Origin of the sequence: Pseudomonas sp. TH32 (assembly GCF_016650855.1) — a bacterium.
In the GTDB taxonomy this organism is placed as follows: domain Bacteria; phylum Pseudomonadota; class Gammaproteobacteria; order Pseudomonadales; family Pseudomonadaceae; genus Aquipseudomonas.
Genome location: NZ_JAEKFA010000002.1, coordinates 4,864,592 through 4,886,317, shown reverse-complemented (window position 1 = coordinate 4,886,317; position 21,726 = coordinate 4,864,592). Strand labels below are relative to the sequence as shown.

The following is a 21,726-nucleotide window of genomic DNA, read 5'->3' as shown; positions in this document are numbered from 1 at the left end:
GGGCGTATTTAAAAATGCCGTTCGCGCCCGGCAAACAGGTCGCGTAAATTGCCCCGGTGGCGCCAGACGATCAGCAGCGTAAGCACGCTCATCGGCACCAGCGCCGCCGGCGCCTGCCAGGCCAGCAATGGCAGGGTCAGGGGCGTGGCGATCAGTGCGGCCAGCGAGCTGGTGCGGGTCAGGTAGAACGTCAGCAGCCAGGCCAGGATGGCCAGCAGCGCTGCCGGTGGGTAGATCCCCAGCAGCATGCCGGCCGCTGTCGCGACGCCCTTGCCGCCGCGAAAGCGGAAGTACAGCGGGAACAGGTGGCCGAGTACGGCGCAGACGCCAATCCAGGCTTGCTGTTGCAGCGAAAGCCCGGCCAGGTCGGCGATCAGCACCGGCAACAGGCCCTTGCAGACGTCGCCGAACAACGTCAGTACGGCGAGTTTCTTGCCGGCCAGGCGCAACATGTTGGTGGCGCCGGCATTGCCTGAGCCACTCATTCGCGGGTCGGGATTTCCCGTCAGGCGGCTGAGCAAAATGGCGAAGGACAGCGAGCCGAGCAGGTAGGCGAGAGTCGCCAGTAACCAAAACATGCTAACTATTCCGGGCGAGGACGCCCTGATTCTAACGGGGCATCGCGCCCTTGTCGTGCAGCGGAGAAGAGTGCTTGGACAGAGTGTTTATCGAAGGCCTGGAAGTCGACACCGTGATCGGGGCCTACGACTGGGAGCGCGGTATCCGGCAATGCCTGCGTCTGGACCTGAGCTTCGCCTGGGATAACCGCCCGGCGGCTGCCGGTGACGACCTGACCCTGGCCCTGGATTACGCCAGCGTGTCCGCCCGCATCCAGGCGTTTGCCGAGCAGGCACAATTCCAGCTGGTGGAAACCTTCGCCGAGCGCCTGGCCGAAGTATTGATGAGTGAATTCCAGATTCCCTGGCTGCACCTCAAACTGACCAAGCCCGGCGCCGTTCCGGCTGCCAAGGGCGTGGGCGTGGAGATCGAGCGCGGATGTCGCTAACTCAGGTTTACCTTGGCCTTGGCAGCAATATCGAGCGTGAGGCGCACTTGTGCGCAGGCCTCGACGCGCTGGCGGGCTTCCTGACGGATATTCGTTGCTCGCCGGTGTTTGAAAGTCAGCCGGTGGGCATCAAGAGCGGGCCATTCTTCAATCTGGTGGTGTCGGCCTTTACCGACCTGCCGTTGATGGAGCTGGACCGTCGACTGAAGTTCATCGAGGCCGACAATGGCCGCTACGCCCCGGACCGCAAGGGTTTGCCGCTGGACATCGACGTGCTGCTGTACGGCGAGCTGGTGGGTAACTTCGATGGCCTGATTCTGCCCCGGGCCGAAATCCTGAAGAACGCGTTTGTGCTGTGGCCGCTGTCGTTGATGGCGCCGGAGCGTGTGCATCCTGAGGCGGGCAAGTCATTTGCCGCGCTTTGGCAGGATGCACAGATCGATCAGGTATTGGCGCCGGTCGCATTCGAGTGGCGGGGTCAGTCGTTGACGCCGGATGCGCTCTTATAGGCTTTCAACGCTTTGAGGCGTTCGCGTTTCAGCGCTTCACCCAGCTCGGGGCCTTTGAAGCCTTGTTCCAGTAGCGGCGCGACCGCCACACCTCTGGCCGCCAGCGCCGCGCCACGTAAATAATCCGCCTGTGGATAACTTCTCTGCTCCAGGCCTTTGCGGCCCCGGGCGTCCATCTCGCACGCCACCACAAACTCTTCAAAACGCTGTGGCCGACGGTAAACGTCAAAGCTTTGCAGCAGCTCCAGCAACGTCGAGGGCCTCAGCTCCAGCGCGCGATGGCCATGGGTGTGATATTCGCCCACCAGCAGCGCCAGTTCCTGGCAATCCCTTGGCACCTTGAAGCGCTCGTTCACCGCCTTGATCAGCTTCAAGCCGTGATGCTCATGGGCAATGTGCTGCGGCAACTTATCCACAGGCGTGATGCCCTTGCCCAGATCGTGCAACAGGCAGGCCCAGCGCACGGTCAGCGGTTGGGCATGGAGGGCAGCCTGTTCCAGCACGCTCAGGGTGTGCACGCCGGTATCAATCTCGGGGTGATGAGCTTCGGGCTGCGGTACGCCAAACAGGGCGTCGATTTCCGGCATCAGGGTTTTCAGGGCGCCGCAATCGCGCAGTACCTGGATAAACACCTGCGGCTGATTTTCCATCAGTGCGCGGGAAATCTCCTTCCAGCTGCGTTCGGGCGTGAGGGCTTCCAGTTCGCCGGAGTCGCTGAGTTCGCGCATCAGCTCCAGGGTTTCTGGTGCGACGGCAAAGCCGAGGCTGGCGTAACGCGCAGCAAAGCGGGCAACGCGCAGGACACGGAGCGGATCTTCGGCAAATGCGGGAGAAACGTGGCGCAGAATGCGTGCTTCCAGATCTTCCTGGCCGTGATACGGATCGGTGAGGTTGCCGTTGTCATCCTCGGCCATGGCGTTGATGGTCAGGTCGCGGCGGATCAGGTCTTCTTCCAGGGTGACTTCGGGGTTGGCGTGAAACACAAACCCGCCATAACCCCGGCCGCTCTTGCGCTCCGTACGGGCGAGGGCGTACTCGTCGCCGTTTTTCGGGTCAAGGAATACGGGGAAGTCAGCGCCCACGGGCTTGTAGCCCAAGGCGAGCATTTCTTCAGTGGTAGCACCGACTACGACGCGGTCGACATCGGTAACGGGGATGCCCAGCAGGCGATCACGTACCGCACCACCGACTTTGTAGATTTGCATGAAAAAGCCTCCATTAGCGGCACAGGATAACGCCTGTGGCGCGCCAATGGAGGCTTTGCGGTTTTACAGATGCACAACGGCCAGGTCGAGGCGCCCGTAGTCGTTATCGCTGTGGTCGTTGCGGGGCGGAACATGGTGGGTTTTCATCACCTGATCGCCTTGCAGCGTTTCGAGGTGGATATCGAACCCCCACAACCGGTGCAGGTGCTTGAGGACCTCCTCAGTTGACTCTCCCAGCGGTTTGCGGTCGTGCTGCTGGTGGCGCAGGGTCAGCGAGCGATCGCCGCGTACGTCGATGCTGTAGATCTGCACGTTGGGTTCGCGGTTGCCCAGGTTGTACTGCGCCGCCAGGGTTTCGCGGATGGTGCGGTAACCCGGTTCGTCATGGATCGCCGGTACCAGCAGATCGTCCTTGAGGTCGTCATCCATGATGCTGAACAACTTGAGGTCACGAATCACCTGGGGAGACAGGTACTGCAGGATGAAGCTCTCATCCTTGAAGCTGCTCATGGCGAATTTGATGGTGGACAGCCAATCGCTGCCGGCGATGTCGGGGAACCAGCGGCGGTCTTCTTCGGTGGGGTGTTCGCACATGCGCCGGATGTCCCGGTACATGGCAAAACCCAGGGCATACGGGTTGATGCCGCTGTAGTAAGGGCTGTCGAAGCCCGGCTGGAACACCACGCTGGTGTGGGAGGTCAGGAACTCCATCATGAAGCCGTCGGTGACCAGGCCTTCGTCGTACAGGTCGTTCATCAGGGTGTAGTGCCAGAACGTGGCCCAGCCCTCGTTCATCACCTGGGTCTGGCGCTGTGGATAGAAGTACTGGGCAATCTTGCGCACGATCCGCACGATTTCCCGCTGCCAGGGCTCCAGCAACGGGGCATGTTTTTCGAGGAAATACAGGATGTTTTCCTGCGGTTCGGCGGGGAAGCGCGCATTGTCCTTGTCGCTGTTCTTGCCGGCGCGTTTGGGAATGGTGCGCCACAGGTCGTTGATCTGCTTTTGCAGGTGCTCTTCCCGGTCCTTCTGGCGCAAGCGTTCTTCTTCGGCGGAGATCGGGTAAGGGCGCTTGTAGCGGTCGACGCCGTAGTTCATCAGGGCGTGGCAGGAATCCAGCAGGTCTTCCACCGCATCGATGCCGTGGCGCTCCTCGCACTGCATGATGTACTGCTTGGCGAACACCAGGTAATCGATGATCGAGCTGGCATCGGTCCAGGTGCGAAACAGGTAGTTGCCCTTGAAAAAGCTGTTATGCCCATAGCACGCGTGGGCTACCACCAGCGCTTGCATGCAGATGGTGTTTTCTTCCATCAGGTAGGCGATGCATGGGTCGGAGTTGATGACGATTTCGTAGGCCAGGCCCATCTGGCCGCGGGTGTAGGACTTTTCAGTGCTGAGGAAGTGTTTGCCGTAGGACCAGTGGTGATAGCCCAAGGGCATGCCCACGGACGCATAGGCGTCCATCATCTGTTCGGCGGTAATCACTTCGATCTGGTTGGGGTAAGTATCCAGGGCGTAACCCGCCGCGATGCGGCTGATTTCCCGGTCATAGGCCTGGATCAGTTCGAAGGTCCATTCGGACCCCGTGGATATGGGTTGGCGCTTATGCTCTTTGGCGGTCATGTCACTAACCTGCGCTGGAAGAGTTCACGGAAGACCGGATAGATATCGCCGGCCGAGACCAATTGTTGCTGGGCGAAGGTGTCAGCGAAGGCTTCGCTGATGCGCTCGTATTCGAACCACAGCGCCTGATGCTCGCGCGGGGTGATTTCGACGTAGGTGTAGTACTGCACGAACGGCATGATCTGGTTGATCAGGATGTCGCGGCAGATCGGCGAGTCGTCGTTCCAGTTGTCGCCGTCGGAAGCCTGGGCGGCGTAGATGTTCCACTCGTTGGCCGGGTAACGCTCGGCCATGATCTCCTGCATCAGCTTCAAGGCGCTGGAAACGATGGTGCCGCCGGTTTCGCGCGAGTAGAAGAACTCCTCTTCGTCGACTTCCCGGGCGCTGGTGTGATGGCGGATGAACACCACGTCGATCTTGTCGTAGTTACGCTTGAGGAACAGGTACAGCAGGATGAAGAAGCGCTTGGCGATGTCCTTGGTCGCCTGGGTCATGGAGCCGGACACGTCCATCAGGCAGAACATTACGGCCTTCGAGCTGGGGTTGGGTTGCTTGACCAGCAGGTTGTACTTCAGGTCGAAGGTGTCGAGAAACGGCACGCGGTGAATCCGTGCGCTGAGTTTGGCGATTTCGGCCTCGATTTCCTGAATATCGCCGAAGTTGTCCGGTTCTTCGCGTTTCAGGCGTTCCAGTTCGGCTTTGGCATCCCGCAGTTTCGCCCGGCTGCTGCCAGACAGGGCGATACGTCGCGCATGGGCCGAGCGCAGGGTGCGGATGATGTTGATCCGTGACGGGTTGCCTTCGTTGCTGATGCCGGCACGTACGGTTTTGAAGGTGTCGGTACCGGTCAGGTTACGTTTGACCAGGTTGGGCAGTTCCAGGTCTTCGAACATGAACTCCAGGAACTCTTCCTGGGTGATCTGGAACACGAATTCATCCATGCCTTCGCCAGAGTTGCCGGCCTTGCCCGGGCCTTTGCCGCCCGCACCGCCTTGGGGGCGCTGGATATGTTCGCCGCTGGTGAATTCCTTGTTGCCGGGGTGCACGACAGTCTGTTTGCCGCCCCGGCCGTGGTGCAGCACCGGTTCATCGATGTCACGTCCGGGAATGCTGATCTGTTCGCCATGCTCCATGTCGGTGATGGAACGGCGGCTGACGGCCTCTTCGACGGCCTTTTTGATGTGGTCACGGTAACGCCGCAGGAAACGCTGGCGGTTTACCGTGCTCTTGTTCTTGCCATTGAGACGTCGGTCGATCACATAGCTCATGTGGGAGCCCTCCGGGCAGCTTCAAGTAACAAGCTTCAAGCGGCAAGCTGGAAGCTTAAAGACAAGCGGTCGATTGCCAGGCTGTCCGGCGTACCGGGAGCCTGGCCTTTCACGCTTGTCGCTGCCTTACTGCGATTTCCGGACTCGCAAGTACCACTCGGAGAGCAGTCGTACCTGTTTGTCGGTGTAGCCACGCTCGACCATTCGAGTGACGAAGTCGTTGTGTTTTTGCTGGTCCTCCTTGCTGGCCTTGGCGTTGAAGCTGATGACCGGCAGCAGATCCTCGGTGTTGGAGAACATTTTCTTCTCGATGACCACCCGCAGCTTCTCGTAGCTGAGCCAGGTAGGGTTCTTGCCGTTGTTGTTGGCCCGGGCGCGCAGCACGAAGTTGACGATTTCGTTGCGGAAATCCTTCGGATTGCTGATGCCGGCGGGTTTTTCGATCTTTTCCAGTTCCTCGTTGAGCGCCACGCGGTTGAGGATTTCGCCGGTTTCCGGGTCGCGGTATTCCTGGTCCTGGATCCAGAAGTCTGCGTACAGCACATAGCGGTCGAAGATGTTCTGGCCGTATTCGCTGTAGGACTCCAGGTACGCGGTCTGGATTTCCTTGCCGATGAACTCGATGTAGCGCGGTGCCAGGTATTCCTTGAGGAAGCGCAGGTAGCGCTCGCGGGTTTCAGCCTGGAACTGTTCCTGTTCGATCTGCTGTTCCAGCACGTAGAGCAGGTGCACCGGGTTGGCGGCGATTTCGTGCGGGTCGAAGTTGAAGACCTTGGACAGGATCTTGAACGCAAAGCGGGTCGACAGGCCGTTCATGCCTTCATCCACACCTGCGGTGTCGCGGTATTCCTGGATCGACTTGGCCTTCGGATCGGTGTCCTTGAGGTTTTCACCGTCATACACCCGCATCTTCGAGTAGATGTTGGAGTTTTCCGGCTCCTTGAGGCGCGACAGTACGGTGAACTGGGCAAGCATCTTCAGGGTGTCAGGCGCGCAATGGGCCTTGGCCAGGGAGCTGTTGAACAGCAGTTTGTCGTAAATCTTGATTTCATCGCTGACCCGCAGGCAGTACGGCACCTTGACGATGTAGATCCGGTCGATGAAGGCTTCGTTGTTCTTGTTGTTGCGGAAGGTGTGCCATTCCGATTCGTTGGAGTGGGCCAGCAGGATCCCGGTAAACGGAATCGCCCCCAGGCCCTCGGTGCTGTTGTAGTTACCTTCCTGGGTGGCGGTGAGCAGTGGGTGCAGCACCTTGATAGGGGCCTTGAACATCTCCACGAATTCCATCAGGCCCTGGTTGGCCCGGCACAGTGCGCCCGAGTAGCTGTACGCGTCGGCGTCGTTCTGCGGGAATTCTTCCAGTTTGCGGATATCGACTTTACCCACCAGCGCCGAGATGTCCTGGTTGTTTTCGTCACCCGGTTCGGTCTTGGCCACGGCAATCTGGTTGAGGATCGATGGATAGAGCTTCACCACCCGGAATTGGCTGATGTCGCCGCCAAACTCGGCCAGGCGCTTGGTCGCCCAGGGCGACATGATGGTGTTGAGGTAGCGTCGCGGAATGCCGAAGTCTTCTTCGAGGATCGCGCCATCTTCCGTGGCGTTGAACAGCCCCAGGGGCGACTCGAACACCGGCGAGCCCTTGATGGCGTAGAACGGCACCTTCTCGATCAGTTGTTTGAGTTTCTCGGCCAGCGACGACTTGCCGCCGCCGACGGGGCCGAGCAGGTAGAGGATCTGTTTCTTCTCTTCCAGGCCTTGGGCGGCATGGCGGAAATACGAGACGATCTGGTCAATGCATTCTTCCATGCCGTGGAAGTCTTCAAAGGCCGGGTAGCGGCGGATCACCTTGTTCGAGAAAATTCGCGACAGGCGCGAATTGGCTGCGGTGTCTACCAGCTCCGGCTCGCCGATCGCCAGTAGCAGGCGTTCAGCGGCAGACGCGTAGGCGCTGCGGTCCTTTTTGCACAGTTCGAGATACTCCTGAAGCGAGAGCTCTTCCTGGCGGGTGGACTCGAAGCGTTGTTGGAAGTGGCTAAAAATACTCATGACGTCGTCACCTCGCTCGATACGTGGAGCCGACGCCGGATCAATCAGTCGATGCTGGCAGTCATTGGTGGACACCAATGGCCGTTTTCCCCCAGAACACCCTGAAACGCTACCGATGACCCGCACGCCGGTGTACCGGCTCTCCCCTGTTTTGGATGGCCTGCGCTTAAGGATAGTTCGGAATCAGGGAGGTCAAGGCGCGATACGAAATTAGTTTGGCCGCGCCGTTCGTCAGAAACGGCGCTAGGCCAAGCATCACGCGGGATAGAGGGGTTTGAAAAAAATTATTGCGCGTCGCCTGCGGCAATTTCTGCAGGATAGGTCGCACGCCATAGCTCAAAGCCACCGTCCAGGCTGTAGACGTCGGAGAAGCCCTGGCTGACCAGATAGGCCGCCGCGCTTTGGCTGGAGTTGCCGTGGTAGCACGCCACAATCACCGGCGCGTCGAGGTCGGCGGCCCGGATGAAGTCGGCGATGTTGTGGTTGTCCAGGTGTTGGGCGCCAATGATGTGGCCGGCGATGTAGGTCGGCTGGTCGCGGATGTCGACCACCACGGCGCCTTGCTCGCGCAGGGCCTGGGCTTGTTCGGGCGGGATACGTTTGAATTCAGTCATGGCGGGCTCCTTTTGGCCTGTATGAAAGCGCGGTTCAGCGCTTTGCCGTGGCCTGCAGTTGTTCGGGGATCGGGGCGTCGCACTGGCAGCTGGAACGCTCGCCGGTGTCGATGTTCATCAGGGTCATGGCGCCGCCCCACACGCAACCGGTGTCGAGGGCGAACACGCCCGGTTCATCACATTTGCCTTCCAGGGCAGCCCAGTGGCCGAAGATGATCTTCGTGTCACGGGTCTTGCGCTCCTTGTGAGCGAACCAGGGCTTGTAGCCGGGCAGGGCGGTGTCGGCGCCTTCCTTGCTCTTGAGGTCCAGCTTGCCTTCGGCGGTGCAGAAGCGCATGCGGGTGAAGTAGTTGGTGATCACCCGCAGGCGGGCGACGCCGGTGAGTTCGTTATCCCACTTCACGGGATCGTTGCCGTACATGCCGTCCAGATAAGCCGTGTACAGGTTGTCGTCGGCCAGGGCAGCTTCGACTTCGCCTGCGCACTTCAGGGCTTTCTTCAGCGTCCACTGTGGCGGAATGCCGGCATGCACCAGTGCCATGTCGCGGCTTTCGTCGTAGTGCATGATTTTTTGCCGGCGCAACCAGTCAAGTAACTCGGCGCGGTCCGGCGCCTCGAGGATTTCCCGCAGGGTGTCGCCCTTTTTCAGGCGCTCGATGTTATTGCCGGCCGCCAGCAGGTGCAGGTCATGGTTGCCCAGCACGCACACCAGGGAATCGCGCATGCCATAAAGGAAGCGCAGGGTCTCCAGGGATTGCGGGCCACGGTTGACCAGGTCGCCCACGAGCCACAGGCGATCCCTGGCCGGGTCGAAGGCCACACGGTCGAGCAGGCATTTGAGCGGTTCCAGACAGCCTTGCAGGTCGCCGACAGCGTACGTCGCCATCAGTGCAGGGCTCCCGGCACTGCCAGGCGGAACGGGGCGATGATGGCGTCGAAGTGTTTACCGTCGTCGGCGAGCATCTGGTAGCTGCCTTGCATATTGCCGACGCGGGAGGTCATGACGGTGCCACTGCTGTAGGTGTGGCTCTTGCCGGGGGCGATCAGCGGTTGTTGGCCGACCACGCCGGCGCCGCGTACTTCCTCGACCTGGCCGTCACCGTCGGTGATGACCCAGTGGCGCGACAGCAGCTTGGCGGGCAGTTCACCGTTGTTTTGCACCGTAATGGTGTACGCGAACGCAAAACGGTTCTGCTCGGGTTGCGATTGTTCCGCCAGAAAGCGGGTGACGACGCTGACGTCGATCTGATAACGAGGATCGGACATGCAAGAGGCCTTAAAAGCAAAAGCGGGGGAACAGCGGATGCCGGTCAGTCTAGGCCAACTGATGGGCACTAGGCCAGACATGCTGTCTGGCCGTGCCCGACTCTGCTTTATTCAGCCGCTGGCGCTGGCTGAATGGCGAGCTGATCAGCCAGGCGCACGAAGGCGGCCAGGTCCAGTTGCTCGGGGCGCAGGCTGCCGTCGACGCCGGCGGCTTCGATTTCGGCGTTGCTGAGCAAGGCCTTGAGCGTATTGCGCAGAGTCTTGCGGCGTTGGTTGAACGCTTCGCGCACCACGCGCTCCAGCAATTTGTGATCTTTGGCCGGGTGCGGCAACACCGCGTGAGGCACCAGGCGCACGATGGCGGAGTCGACCTTCGGCGGCGGGTTGAATGCGCCAGGGCCAACGTTGAATAGATGCTCAACCCGGCAATGGTACTGAACCATGATCGACAGACGACCCCAGTCACCACCGCCAGGGCCCGCAGCCAGACGCTCGACCACTTCCTTTTGCAGCATGAAGTGCATGTCGCGGATGATGCCGGCGTTGTTCAGCAGGTGAAAAATCAGCGGGGTGGAGATGTTGTACGGCAGGTTGCCGACCACACGCAGGCTGTTGGGCGCGGCGTTGAGGCTGTTGAAGTCGAACTTCAGTGCATCGCCCTGATGCAGGTTGAAGTTGGGCATGCCGGCGAATTGCTGGTTGAGGATCGGGATCAGGTCCTTGTCCAGCTCAACCACGTCCAGCTGGCCGCCGCTCTTCAGCAGGCCCTGGGTAAGGGCGCCCTGGCCCGGGCCGATTTCCAGCAGGCGGTCTTCGGGCTTGGCATGAATGGAGCGCAGGATGCGATCAATCACGCCAGCGTCGTGCAGGAAATTTTGCCCGAAGCGCTTGCGCGCCCGGTGTTGGTAATGCTCGGTCATATACGGGTCTCGGCCATCTGATAGGCGGTTTCCAGGGCCACGTGCAGGCTGCCGGTATCGATCTTGCCGCTGCCCGCGAGGTCCAGGGCGGTGCCATGGTCGACGGAGGTGCGGATGATCGGCAGGCCCAGTGTCACGTTGACTGCGGCGCCGAAGCCTTTGTACTTCAGCACGGGCAGCCCCTGGTCATGGTACATCGCCAGCACTGCATCGCAGTGCTCCAGATATTTGGGGGTAAACAGAGTGTCGGCAGGCAATGGGCCGCGCAGGTCCATGCCCTCAAGGCGCAGACGCTCCAGGGTTGGTTCGATGATGTCGATTTCTTCATGGCCCAGGTGGCCACCTTCACCGGCGTGGGGGTTGAGCCCGCAGACCAGGATGCGTGGCTGGGCGATGCCGAATTTCTGCTGCAGGTCGGCGTGCAGGATGCGTGTGACACGCTCCAGGCGCTCGGGGGTAATGGTGTCGGCAATCTCGCGCAGGGGCAGGTGAGTGGTCACCAGGGCCACCCGCAGGTCGCCCGTTGCCAGCATCATCACCACTTGTTCGGTATGGGTCAGTTCGGCGAGGAATTCGGTATGGCCGGAAAAGGTGATGCCCGATTCGTTGATCACGCCCTTGTGCACGGGGGCGGTGATCATCCCGGCGAAATCCCCGTCGATGCAGCCTTGGCCGGCCCGTGTCAGGGTTTCCAGGACAAAGGCAGCATTGGTCTTGTCCAGTTGCCCGGCGACGACCTTGGCTGGCAGCGGGGTATCCCACACGTACAGGCTGTTGGCCGGCGCCGGCAGATCAGGCCAGTTGCCCGGGCCTACCGGTAGCAGATCGACAACCACACCCAACTGCGCGGCCCGCTCAAGGAGCAGGTCGCGGCTGGTAATGGCAATCAGGGGGTGTGGCTGGGGGTGCGAGGCGAGCAGCAGGCACAGGTCAGGACCAATGCCGGCCGGCTCGCCGGGTGTCAATGCGAAACGCTTGGGTTTCACTGGGCTGCCTGGTCGGTGCCTGTTTGGTCGGCACCAGGAAGCTTGTTCTCTACGTAGGCTTCGTCACGGATCTGACGCAACCAGGTCTGCAGCTCTTCATCGTACTTGCGGTTACGCAGTACGGTCAGGGCTTGTTGCTCGCGGGCCTGGGCGGTGTTGTCAGTGGCGCGACGGCCAAGGACTTCCAGCACATGCCAGCCGTATTGGGTCTTGAACGGCTTGGACAATACGCCTTGCGGAGTCTTGGCCATGACGTCCTGGAACTCTGGAACGAGTGCCTTCGGATCGATCCAGTTCAAATCGCCGCCGTTAAGCGCCGAACCCGGGTCTTCGGAATAGCTCTTGGCCAGTTCGCCGAAGTCTTCGCCCGCTTCGATGCGGTCATAGAGCTTCTGCGCCAGTTCCTTGGTTTGTGCTTCGGTACGGATCTCGCTTGGCTTGACCAGGATGTGACGAACGTGAACTTCGTCCTTCATCTGGGCTTCTTCGCCACCGCGCTTGCCGAGCAACTTGAGGATGATGAAACCGCCCGGCGTACGAGCCGGTTGGGTGATGCCACCCACTTCCATGGCGCTCAGCTCACGGTCGAACGGTGGTGGCAGTTGCGCGGCTTTACGCCAGCCCATGTCACCGCCTTCGAGGGCGTTATCGCTGCCGGACTGGGCAATGGCCATCTGGGCAAAGTCAGCACCTTGCTTGAGACGGTCATAGATAGCCTGGGTTTTCGCCGCTGCAGCATTGAGCTGTTCGGCATTGGCGCTGTCTGGCGTAGGAATCAGGATATTGGCCAGGTGCAGTTCTTCGGAAAGCTGCATTTTGCCGAGGTCAGAGGCCAGGAAGTTCTTCACTTCCTGCTCGGACACCTGAACCCGCTCGGCCACACGGCGCTGACGCACACGGCTGATGATCATTTCGCGACGAATCTGGTCACGGGCGTCCTCATAGGACAGGCCGTCATGAGCCAGGGCGGCGCGGAATTGATCAACACTCATGTTGTTGCGCTGGGCGATGGTGCCGACAGCCTGGTTCAATTCTTCATCGCTGATACGGATACCGGAACGATCGCCGATCTGCAGTTGCAGGTTTTCAACGATCAGGCGCTCAAGCACCTGTTGGTCCAGCACGCTGGTAGGGGGGACGCCGCCGCCACGCTTGGCGATGGTTTGCTGAACTTCCTTGACCCGTTGGTCCAGTTGGCTCTGCATGATCACGTCGTTATCGACGATGGCCACTACCTTGTCCAGCGGTTGAACCGCCGCGTGAGCGGCGGCAGTACCCAGGAACAGTGCGCCCAGCATCAGCGGGCGCAGACAATCAGAAAGCTTGGTCTTCACGTTCACGATAACCTTCAATGCCTTTGTCGAGGAAGCTCTCTACCTTGGCGCCGGTCAGGCCGCCGAGTCCTTTAAGGACAACTTGGAAGAAGAGCCCGTGGTCACCCTTTTCGTTCAGCGGGGCGATCTGGCTGTATTCGTCGTTGGAAACCCAGTAACGGTTGATGACGCGCAGTTTCCAGCAGCAGTTGTCGTACTCGAAACCACCGAAGGCTTCCAGGGTACGGTTGCGGGCATAGTCATACTGCCAGCGGGTGATCAGGTTCCACTGGGGAACGATCGGCCACATCATCGAGAAATCGTGTTGCTGGATTTTGTAGTAATCCTTCACGAAGTTCGGTTGACCTTCGGTGCCGTAGTCGCCACCGAACTGCCATTTGCCGGTCAGCTGGTTGTACACGACCTGGTCGTTGCGATAGCGATAGCCAACGTTGATAACCTTGTTCGGGTTGTCTTCCGGCTGGTAGTGGAACATCGCACTGCCGGAGCGTGGGCTGTGGCTTTCGGTGTCCCAGTTGTAGTCGGCAGTGGCGCGCCAGTCACGGTTGAAGCGGAACTCGTAGTCCAGGGCGATTGGCGATACATCCGACTGTGCGTCCGCACGGTCAGCGGCCAGGATGCCAGGCAGTTGAACTTCACGATTCTTGAAGTACACAGCTTGGCCAACGCTGACGCGTTGACGTTCGAAGCCGTTTTCTTCAATCCAGCGGCTGGTCACGCCGAGGGAGAGCTTGTTCTCGTCACCGATCCGGTCGGAGCCGCTGAAGCGGTTGTCACGGAACAGCGACGCGTAGCTGAACGAGTACTCGCTGGTGTCGAATACCGGGATATCGCTCTGGTCCTTGTTCGGTACATACAGGTAGTAGGCACGAGGTTCCAGGGTCTGGCGGTAGTCCTTGCCGAACCAGTTGGTATTGCGGTCGAAGTACAGGCCGCTGTCTACGCTGGCAACCGGAATTGCACGGTCTTGCGAGCTTTTGAAGGTGCCACCGGCATATTGAGTCCCGGCAGCAATAGCGGCAGCTTGTTGCGCGACAATCTGATTTTTGCCGGTGCTGTCCAGATCAAGGTCGTACTTGGTATAGACGTACTTCAACTTCGGCGTAACAAAGCCGTAGGTCCAGTTCATCGGGTAGTCGACGGCTGGCGCTACGTTCAAGCGAGTACCGTTTGCACGGGTCAGGCCAGTCACGTAAGTGTCGAGTCGAGGCGATACCAGCCCGTTCTCATCGGTGAAGTTTCCGTTCTCCAAGTCCCGATCAAAGCGCACGGCTTCGGTCTCGTAAGTGAAGTTTACTCCGCCCGGATGGTACGGCAGCGTGCCGTTGAAGGTGATCTGCGGCAAGCGGTTATAAGGCGTGATCTGGGAGATCGTGGCCAACTGATAGGCTTGCAGGTTCAACCTTGCCTGAAAGTCATCACCACGATAGGTCACGGAACCTTGCTGGTTCACGTAGTCCTGGGTCTTGATCCCTTCCTGATAGGACTTCAAGTCCTGGAAGTAGTAAGGATCGCTGATTGTGGTGTAGTCGACCTGGGTCAGTACGCGGGAATCCAGCCCACCCTTGTGCTGCCAGTTGAGCATGTAGCGGGTTTTTTCGTAGTCGGTCTGGCCTTTACGCTCGTCGTTGTCGTCGTTCAGGTACCCACCGCCGAACTGGCCTTCGCTGGACTTGGTGAGGTAGCGGAACTCGCCTTCCATCAACAGGCCGCGCTTGGTCATGTATTGCGGGTACAACGTGGCGTCGTAGTTCGGCGCCAGGTTGAAGTAGTACGGCGTAACCAGCGTGAAACCAGTCTCGCCGCCGGTGCTGAAGCTCGGCGGCAGGAAGCCGGATTGGCGACGGTTGTCGATCGGGAAATAGATGTACGGGGTGTAAAGGATCGGGATGTCCTTCACGCGCAACGTCACGTTGGTCGCGGTACCGAAACCGGTGGCCGGGTTGAGCGTGATGTTGTTGCCCTTGAGCTGCCAGGCGTTGCTGTTCGGCTCACAGGTGGTGTACGTACCGTCCTTGAGACGGATGATCGCGTTCTCGGCACGCTTGGCGTACAGCGCGTTGCCGCGGATGCGCGATTTGTGCATCACGTATTCGGCGTTGTCGACCTTGGCGGCGCCGGTGTCCAGTTGGACTTCGGCGTGGTCACCCACCAGCAGGGCGCCGTTGTCGCGCAGACGGACGTTGCCGTTCAGCTCGCCACGGTTCTCGGCCTGGTACAGGTTGGCCTCGTCGGCCTCGACCTGCATGCTGCCCTGGCGCATGACGACGTCACCGGCCAGGGAGGCAATCTGTTGTTCCTGCTCGTAACGAGAGGCCTTGGCACCGATGAAGGTCGGCGCGTCGCTCTTGTTCGTCTTGTCGTTCATGCCAGGACGAATCGGCTCGATGTACGCGCCGGAGCAATACGGGCCGGTTTCGGCCAGTTGCGCCGCGGTGAGCTTCTCGCGAGGGACCCAGTCCAGGTGGCTGTAGTCGGCGCTGCGCGAACGCAGGCCCCGGCCCTTGGCTTCGGTGACCAGTGCGGTCTGCGGCACGGCTTCGGCACCACCGGCAGACTCGCCTTGCGGCGTGCCGCTGGCGGAGCTGACGGCACTGCCGTCATGCACCGGGCGTGGTGGCAGCGGGGCTGCGGCCGTCTTAGGCGCGCAATCCCAGGCACCCGAAGCAGAGACTGAGCAGTCATACTGTTCCGCGGCGACCACGAATGAGGTGGCGAAAGGTTGCATGGCCAGCAGACTGCCGGTTACCAGCAACGGAAATTTTCTACGAAACGCGGGGGATTTCAATGCCATCTTATTAGTCCGGGCTTCCTGCGTGCCATCTGCCCGCGGTGTGGGCCGCACGCCTCTCGATGGTCTGAAAAAGATGCGTGATAATAAAGCATGACCCGCTTGACGGCTAGCGCCGTCGGAGACCCTTGTAATGCCCGACCAAGATCTACGTTTGCAACAGCTGCAAGTCTGGCTTGATGAGCAATTGCCTCGCCTTTTTACCGCTCAGGGTTGGGGTGTCGTACCCCCGGCCACGTTGACTGCGGCCAGCAGTGACGCGAGTTTCAGGCGTTACTTCCGATGGGACGGAGGCGGTCGCAGTTTCGTCGTAATGGACGCTCCACCCCCCCAGGAAAACTGCAAACCTTTCGTCGATATCGCTCATTTGCTCGAACAATCGGGAATAAATGTTCCGAAAATTTATGCGCAAGATCTGCTTCGCGGCTTTCTTTTGCTGAACGACCTGGGGAAAAAAACTTATTTAGACGTGATTGAGGCTGAAAATGCCGATCAATTGTTCGCCGATGCCATCGACGCGTTGCTGGCTTTCCAGCAATTGCCGATGGAGGCCCCGTTGCCCAGCTATGACGTTGCGCTGTTACGTCGAGAGCTGGAATTGTTTCCGGAGTGGTACGTTCGCCGTGAGTTGGGCATTGAGTTTGACGCCCGGCAACTTGCGCTGTGGCAGCGCGTGAGCGACCACCTGATCGACAGCGCCCTGGCCCAACCCAAGGTGCTGGTGCACCGCGACTATATGCCGCGCAACCTGATGATCAGCGAGCCAAACCCCGGCGTGCTGGATTTCCAGGATGCGGTCTACGGCCCGGTGACCTACGACATCACCTGCCTGTTCAAGGACGCATTCCTCAGTTGGCCCCAGGCCCGCGTGCGGGAATGGCAGCGCGGGTACTGGGAACGTGCCGGCGCGTTGGGCATCCCGGTGCAGGCGGACTTCGAGGAATTCCTGCGGGCCAGCGACCTGATGGGCGTGCAGCGTCACCTGAAGGTGATCGGGATCTTCGCGCGCATCTGCCATCGCGACGGCAAGCCACGCTACCTGGCGGACGTGCCGCGCTTCTTTGCTTATATAGAGGCGGTGCTGGCGGACCGGCCAGAACTGGGCGAACTGGGTGAGTTGCTGGCGAGCCTGCGCGTCGAGGCGGTCTTATGAAGGCCATGATCCTGGCCGCCGGCAAAGGTGAGCGGATGCGTCCGCTGACCTTGCACACGCCCAAGCCGCTGATCCAGGCCGGCGGCAAGCGCCTGATCGAGTATCACCTTGAGGCGCTGGCGAAAGCGGGCTTTACCGATATCGTCATCAACCATGCCTGGCTCGGCCAGCAGATTGAAGGCTACCTGGGTGACGGTTCCCAGTACGGCGTACGCATCCAGTACTCGGCCGAAGGCGAACCCCTGGAAACCGGTGGCGGGATTTTCAAAGCCTTGCCGCTGCTGGGGGACGAACCGTTCCTGGTGGTCAATGGCGATATCTGGACCGACTATGACTTCGCCAGCCTTGACCGTCCATTGAACGGCCTGGCCCACCTGGTGATGGTCGACAACCCGGCGCATCACCCGTCCGGCGGTGACTTCTACATAAAGGACGGTGCGCTTCATGATGCCGCCCCCGGTGCCGATAACCTGACCTTCAGTGGTATTTCCGTGCTCGACCCGAAGTTGTTCGCGGGGTGCAGTGCGGGTGCCTTCAAGCTGGCGCCGCTGCTGCGTGACGCCATGGCCAAAGGGTTGGTGACGGGGGAGCACATGAGTGGACGCTGGATCGATGTCGGGACGCTGGAGCGCCTGGCGCAAGTTGAAACCCTGCTGACAGCGGGGCACTAGGATGTTGTGGCCAGGGACTCTGATTGGAGCCGGGGCGGGCTTTGCCATCGCCAGCATTCCGGGGGCCATGTTGGGCGCACTGCTGGGCCAGGCGCTGGACCGGCGCCTGGAGCTGCAAAGCTGGGCGCAATTGCGCGAGCGCCTCGGCGGTCGGCCGGCGCTGCGTAACGATGAATTACTGTTCGTGTTGCTTGGCCGCCTGGCCAAGAGCAATGGCCGGGTGGTGGACGGGCATATCCAGCAGGCGCGCCAGGAAATGCGCTCGCTGGACATGGCCGAGCCGGCACAACGCCGCGCCATTGCCGCGTTCAATCGTGGCAAGTCGGGCTCGGACCGGGTGCGCAGCTATTTGGGCGTGCTCAAGGCCCAGCCCCATGCAGCGGAAGGCGTGCTGCGCGCCTGTTGGCGCATGGCCTGGGCCGATGGCAAGGCCAGTACTGCCGAGCGCAAGTTGATTGAACAATGGGGCAAATGGTTGGGGTGGACGGTCCAGCAGATCCAGGCACTGGCGGCTGACTACGAGCCCGAGCGCAAGCCATTGGCCAATCGCGGCGGGGCGTATCAGGAAGCGCTGCGGATTCTGGGGGTGACCGCCACCACCGAGCCGTCAGTGATCAAGCGCGCGTACCGCCGCCTGCTCAGCCGGCACCACCCGGACAAGATTGCCGGCAGTGGCGCCAGCCCGGCCCAAGTGCGCGAGGCGACCGAACGTACCCGGGAGTTGCATAACGCCTATGCGCTGATTCGTGAACGGCGGGACTTTCGCTAAAGGTGGGAGCGGGCTTGCCTGCGATGCGGGCAACTCGGTCTCACTGATGCGCCGAGGTGATGCCATCGCAGGCAAGCCAGCTCCCACAGTTGGTCTTCATCCGTTTCAAAAACTGCGCTCAACTCCCGCTGGCTTGTGGGCTCAACCACCCGCGTACCCGCCGGTACAGTTGTTCTTGTCCGGCCGCGCTGTTATCGGGGAAGGCCTTCAGGGACACCTGCTTGTAGTTGTCATTCTTCAAGCGCTTGCTGGCCTGGGAGCGTTCCAGGGCGGTTTTGCGCGCCTGCTCGCTGTCCTGATAGAACAGGTCCGCCGTCGCCAGCTTCAGTTTGGGTGCCAGTTGTTGCAGGTCCGGTTCACGGCCCACTGGCGTCTGCGCGGCGACCATGACGAATTTCTGCACCTGCGCCGGTTGTTTTTCGCTCAGGTAACGCGCTGCCCACCAGGCGCCGGTGCCGTGGCCGAGCAGCACAATGCTGCGGGCGTTCTGGGTCTGGGCGAAGGCGAGGGCGGCATCAATGCGCGCGAAGATTCGCGAGGCGTCGGTCTTGTCTTGTTCATCGCTGCCGGGAACCACGGCCGGGTCGGTGCCTTCGGCTTCAGCGCTGGCGGCTTGCTCCACGGGTTTGGCAACGGTGCTCGCGTCTTTGCTGCTGGTGTCCACCGCCGCTTTGGGCGATTCGATGACCCGTGGCGGCAGCGTGTCGAGGGTCAGGTCCGGCAGCGACAAGCTCAGGGTGCCCCAGGCGGCGTCCGGCAGTTTCTGGCGCAATGGGCCGATTGCTTGAGGCCAGTCAGCACTTTCGCCGTTGCCCGGGACGATAATCACCACGCCTTCAGGCTCGCCACTGTTGGCCGGCTTCCACAGGGCGAGGAAGGAGTCGCTGCCCGCCTGCAACTGTTGCTGCTCCTGTTGTGGGATTTGTCGCTCCAGGGCGTTGGCTTCTTCCTGGCTGCGTTCCGGCAAAGGCTGGCGCGCCACCGGTTTTTCCGGGGCGGGAGCGGGAGTGTCGGCGGCCTCGACACAAAAGGCGCTGGTAAACAGCAGCGACAGGCACAATGCTGGCAGTGCCGAGCGGTGGAGAAGTGGCATCGTTGATTTCCGGCCAGAAGTGATTCCGGCAGCCTAATGGGTTGGTCAGTGTTTGTCAGTGAGATGAGACGTGGATCATGGGTTTTCGCTACCTGCTGGTTATCGGCTGTTTATGCTTTCCCTTGATTGCGGGCGCGGTGCCTGCGCCTGCCACTCACCAGGCGCAGTTGGATGCCGGCCAGCGTGAATGGCTGGGCCAGCACCCGGACCTGCGGGTCGGCCTGGTGTTGCAGGCGCCTTATGCCCAATACGATCGGCGTTTGCAGCGGCTGTCCGGGGCCAACGTCGAGCTGATGCAATGGCTGGCCAAGGCGCTGAATATCGAGCTGACCTGGCGCAACTTCCCTAATCAGGAGCAACTGGAGGCGGCGGTGCGTGACGGCGAGGTCGACCTCGCCCCCGGCCTGCTGCAAACCCCGGCGGGTCTGCGCCTGTGGTTGTTCTCCGACCCGTATATGCGTGTGCCCCAGCACATCGTCGGGGTTCGCGATGGCGGCACGGCGGTTGACCTGGAGAAACTCGATGACCAGTCCCGCGTCGCCGTGCGCATGCCCAGCGCCGTGGCGGATTACCTGCGCAGCACCTACCCGAGCCTAAACCTGCAAGGCGTGCCCATGGAGCGCCAGGCCCTGCAACTGCTGGTGAGCCAGCAAGCACGGTACGCGGTGGTGGACGAGGCGCAATTGAGCCGTTTGTCTGGCGAAACCGAGTTCGCCGGCCTCGCCGTGGTGGGCGACATCGGCCTGCCGCAGTTGCTGCGAGTGGCAACGCGACGCGACTGGCCGGAACTGGCCGACATCATGCAAAGCGCCTTGCGTGCGATTCCCGCCAGAGACCTCGACCAACTGCACACGCGCTGGCTGCAACCCAAATACCCGCGGGTGACCGAGTCCCCCGGCTTCTGGCAAAACCTCACCCTGTTGCTGGGGCTCTTGTTACTGGCCAGCCTGGCCGTGGTGTTCTGGCAGCGCCGCCAGCAACGCGGGCTGGAACACAACCTGCTGGCCGCCCGGGAAGAAAGCGCCGCCCGCGCCGCCGGTGCGGAAGCCTTGCGCCTGACACAGTTCTCCATCGACCAAAGTACCGTCGGCATCCTGTGGGTCAATTGGGACAGCCATGTGCGCTACGCCAACCTGGCCGCAGAAACCATGCTCGGCTACGCCCCCGGCGCGTTGATCGAGCGGCCGCTGATCGAGTTCGACCCGACGCTGACCATGGATCGCTGGCTCAACTTGTGGAAGCGCGCCCGGGCCAGTGAAGACGGGCCGCAGAGTTTTGCGACCAATTGCCTGCGCGCCGATGGCAGTGTGCTGCCAGCGGATGTGTCCCTGAGTTTCCTGCGCTTTGCCGAAGGCGAGTATTTGGTGGTCTACCTCAACGACGTCACCGAGCGCCGCCGGGCCCTTGCGGCCTTGCAGGAAAGTGAAGCGCGCCTGCAAGGGATCGCCGCCAACGTGCCGGGGCTGGTGTTTCGCCTGGAGCGCTTGCCGCGCAGTGAAGCGATCGAGTTCGCCTATATCAGCCAGGGCAGCGAGGGCCTGGTGGGTTACGCCCCCGAGGTGCTCAGCCACCCGGCCATGGGCATTCGCAGCCTGGTCCATCCCGACGATCGCGCCAGTTATCACCGCACCCAGGACCAGGCCATCGAGACCGAGAGCAACTGGGCCTGGCAGGGCCGCATCCTGACCCGCCTGGGCGAGCAGCGCTGGGCCGACATCAAGGCCGTGACCCGTCGCCTGGAAGACGGCGCCGTGGTGTGGGACGGGATTGTCTGGGACATCAGCGAGAGCAAGCGCATCGAACTGGAGCTGGATGCCTCCCGCGCGCAACTGCGGGAATTGTCTGCCCACCTGGAAACCGTGCGCGAGGAAGAAAAGGCCCGCATCGCCCGGGAAGTGCACGATGAGCTGGGGCAGATGCTCACCGTGCTCAAGCTGGAAACCTCGATGTGTGAGCTGAGCTACGCGCAACTGGACCCCGGCCTGCACGAGCGCCTGAACAGCATGAAGCGCCTGATTGCCCAACTCTTCCAGCTGGTGCGCGATGTGGCGACTGCTTTGCGCCCGCCGATCCTGGATGCCGGGATTGCGTCGGCGATCGAGTGGCAGGCCCGGCGTTTCGAGGCCCGCACCCAGATTCCCTGCCTGGTGCAGGTGCCGGACAACCTGCCGGTGCTGAGCGACGCCAAGGCCATCGGCCTGTTCCGCATCCTGCAGGAGGCGCTGACCAATGTGATGCGCCATGCCCAGGCGCATACTGTCGAGCTGACACTGGTGGTGGAGGGTGCACACCTGCGGCTGACCATCAGCGACGATGGCGCAGGTTTTGTGCAGGTGCCCGGGCGCCCGGTGTCGTTTGGCCTGGTGGGCATGCGCGAGCGGGTGCTGATCATGGGCGGTCACCTGAGCCTGGACAGCGAAGTGGGCGAGGGCACCACCCTGAGCGTGACGGTGCCGCTGGATTGAT

The 21,726-nt window shown here is 61.3% G+C and carries 19 protein-coding genes; 6 read left to right on the top strand and 13 right to left on the bottom strand.

Annotation, left to right across the window (positions count from 1 at the left end; translation table 11 throughout):
• Positions 1-8 precede the first annotated feature (8 nt).
• Positions 9-578 (bottom strand): glycerol-3-phosphate 1-O-acyltransferase PlsY, encoded by a 570-nt coding sequence (gene plsY, locus JFV30_RS26135; RefSeq protein ID WP_010167285.1) that lies wholly within the window; start codon positions 576-578, stop codon positions 9-11.
• Positions 579-652: 74 nt separating this feature from the next.
• Between plsY and folB the strand changes: the two genes are divergently transcribed.
• The gene (gene folB, locus JFV30_RS26130) at positions 653-1,006 is read left to right on the top strand and encodes a dihydroneopterin aldolase (RefSeq protein WP_003211007.1); all 354 of its coding nucleotides are present in this window, start codon (positions 653-655) and stop codon (positions 1,004-1,006) included.
• Complete coding sequence (gene folK, locus JFV30_RS26125) at positions 997-1,515, top strand: 2-amino-4-hydroxy-6-hydroxymethyldihydropteridine diphosphokinase (RefSeq protein WP_201125513.1); 519 nt, start codon at positions 997-999, stop codon at positions 1,513-1,515. The genes folB and folK overlap by 10 nt, the downstream gene beginning before the upstream one ends.
• Here the strand turns inward: folK and JFV30_RS26120 are convergent.
• From JFV30_RS26120 to JFV30_RS26070, 11 genes are all read right to left on the bottom strand, one after another.
• Positions 1,485-2,720, bottom strand: a complete 1,236-nt coding sequence (locus JFV30_RS26120) for a multifunctional CCA addition/repair protein (protein WP_201125512.1) — start codon at positions 2,718-2,720, stop codon at positions 1,485-1,487. The two genes, folK and JFV30_RS26120, sit on opposite strands and share 31 nt — an antisense overlap.
• A 63-nt stretch (positions 2,721-2,783) precedes the next feature.
• Positions 2,784-4,346, bottom strand: coding sequence for a SpoVR family protein (locus tag JFV30_RS26115; RefSeq protein WP_010167279.1), 1,563 nt, complete (start codon positions 4,344-4,346; stop codon positions 2,784-2,786).
• Entirely contained in the window at positions 4,343-5,614 is a 1,272-nt protein-coding gene (locus tag JFV30_RS26110) for a YeaH/YhbH family protein (protein WP_003211000.1), read from the bottom strand. Before JFV30_RS26110 ends, JFV30_RS26115 begins: the two co-directional genes overlap by 4 nt.
• 126 nt (positions 5,615-5,740) lie before the next feature.
• Complete coding sequence (locus JFV30_RS26105) at positions 5,741-7,663, bottom strand: PrkA family serine protein kinase (protein WP_003210999.1); 1,923 nt, start codon at positions 7,661-7,663, stop codon at positions 5,741-5,743.
• Between the two features lie 284 nt (positions 7,664-7,947).
• Complete coding sequence (gene glpE / locus JFV30_RS26100) at positions 7,948-8,277, bottom strand: thiosulfate sulfurtransferase GlpE (protein WP_201125511.1); 330 nt, start codon at positions 8,275-8,277, stop codon at positions 7,948-7,950.
• Positions 8,278-8,311: 34 nt separating this feature from the next.
• Positions 8,312-9,163 (bottom strand): symmetrical bis(5'-nucleosyl)-tetraphosphatase, encoded by an 852-nt coding sequence (locus tag JFV30_RS26095; RefSeq protein WP_201125510.1) that lies wholly within the window; start codon positions 9,161-9,163, stop codon positions 8,312-8,314.
• The gene (gene apaG / locus JFV30_RS26090) at positions 9,163-9,543 is read right to left on the bottom strand and encodes a Co2+/Mg2+ efflux protein ApaG (RefSeq protein WP_003210996.1); all 381 of its coding nucleotides are present in this window, start codon (positions 9,541-9,543) and stop codon (positions 9,163-9,165) included. Before apaG ends, JFV30_RS26095 begins: the two co-directional genes overlap by 1 nt.
• Before the next feature lie 107 nt (positions 9,544-9,650).
• On the bottom strand, positions 9,651-10,463 hold the full coding sequence (gene rsmA, locus JFV30_RS26085; RefSeq protein ID WP_169386994.1) for a 16S rRNA (adenine(1518)-N(6)/adenine(1519)-N(6))-dimethyltransferase RsmA: 813 nt from the start codon (positions 10,461-10,463) through the stop codon (positions 9,651-9,653).
• Entirely contained in the window at positions 10,460-11,449 is a 990-nt protein-coding gene (gene pdxA / locus JFV30_RS26080; protein ID WP_201125509.1) for a 4-hydroxythreonine-4-phosphate dehydrogenase PdxA, read from the bottom strand. The genes rsmA and pdxA overlap by 4 nt, the downstream gene beginning before the upstream one ends.
• Positions 11,446-12,783: a peptidylprolyl isomerase gene (locus tag JFV30_RS26075; protein WP_442962323.1), complete on the bottom strand. Its 1,338-nt coding sequence runs from the start codon at positions 12,781-12,783 to the stop codon at positions 11,446-11,448. Before JFV30_RS26075 ends, pdxA begins: the two co-directional genes overlap by 4 nt.
• Complete coding sequence (locus tag JFV30_RS26070) at positions 12,764-15,577, bottom strand: LPS-assembly protein LptD (RefSeq protein WP_201125508.1); 2,814 nt, start codon at positions 15,575-15,577, stop codon at positions 12,764-12,766. Before JFV30_RS26070 ends, JFV30_RS26075 begins: the two co-directional genes overlap by 20 nt.
• A gap of 130 nt (positions 15,578-15,707) precedes the next feature.
• Between JFV30_RS26070 and JFV30_RS26065 the strand changes: the two genes are divergently transcribed.
• Genes JFV30_RS26065 through JFV30_RS26055 form a run of 3 tightly spaced genes read left to right on the top strand, consistent with a single transcriptional unit; the run spans position 15,708 to position 18,167 of the window.
• The gene (locus JFV30_RS26065; RefSeq protein WP_201125507.1) at positions 15,708-16,727 is read left to right on the top strand and encodes an aminoglycoside phosphotransferase family protein; all 1,020 of its coding nucleotides are present in this window, start codon (positions 15,708-15,710) and stop codon (positions 16,725-16,727) included.
• Positions 16,724-17,398 carry an N-acetylmuramate alpha-1-phosphate uridylyltransferase MurU gene (gene murU / locus JFV30_RS26060; RefSeq protein WP_010167266.1) on the top strand — a complete coding sequence of 225 codons (675 nt, stop codon included), beginning with the start codon at positions 16,724-16,726 and terminating at the stop codon, positions 17,396-17,398. Before JFV30_RS26065 ends, murU begins: the two co-directional genes overlap by 4 nt.
• Position 17,399: 1 nt before the next feature.
• On the top strand, positions 17,400-18,167 hold the full coding sequence (locus JFV30_RS26055) for a TerB family tellurite resistance protein (protein ID WP_201125506.1): 768 nt from the start codon (positions 17,400-17,402) through the stop codon (positions 18,165-18,167).
• A 118-nt stretch (positions 18,168-18,285) separates the two neighbouring features.
• Here the strand turns inward: JFV30_RS26055 and JFV30_RS26050 are convergent, their stop codons facing one another.
• Positions 18,286-19,260 carry an alpha/beta hydrolase family protein gene (locus JFV30_RS26050; protein WP_010167262.1) on the bottom strand — a complete coding sequence of 325 codons (975 nt, stop codon included), beginning with the start codon at positions 19,258-19,260 and terminating at the stop codon, positions 18,286-18,288.
• A 77-nt stretch (positions 19,261-19,337) separates the two neighbouring features.
• On the opposite strand from JFV30_RS26050, the gene JFV30_RS26045 reads away from it, so the two are divergent.
• Entirely contained in the window at positions 19,338-21,725 is a 2,388-nt protein-coding gene (locus JFV30_RS26045) for a PAS domain-containing sensor histidine kinase (protein ID WP_201125505.1), read from the top strand.
• The last annotated feature ends 1 nt before the right edge of the window (position 21,726 follow it).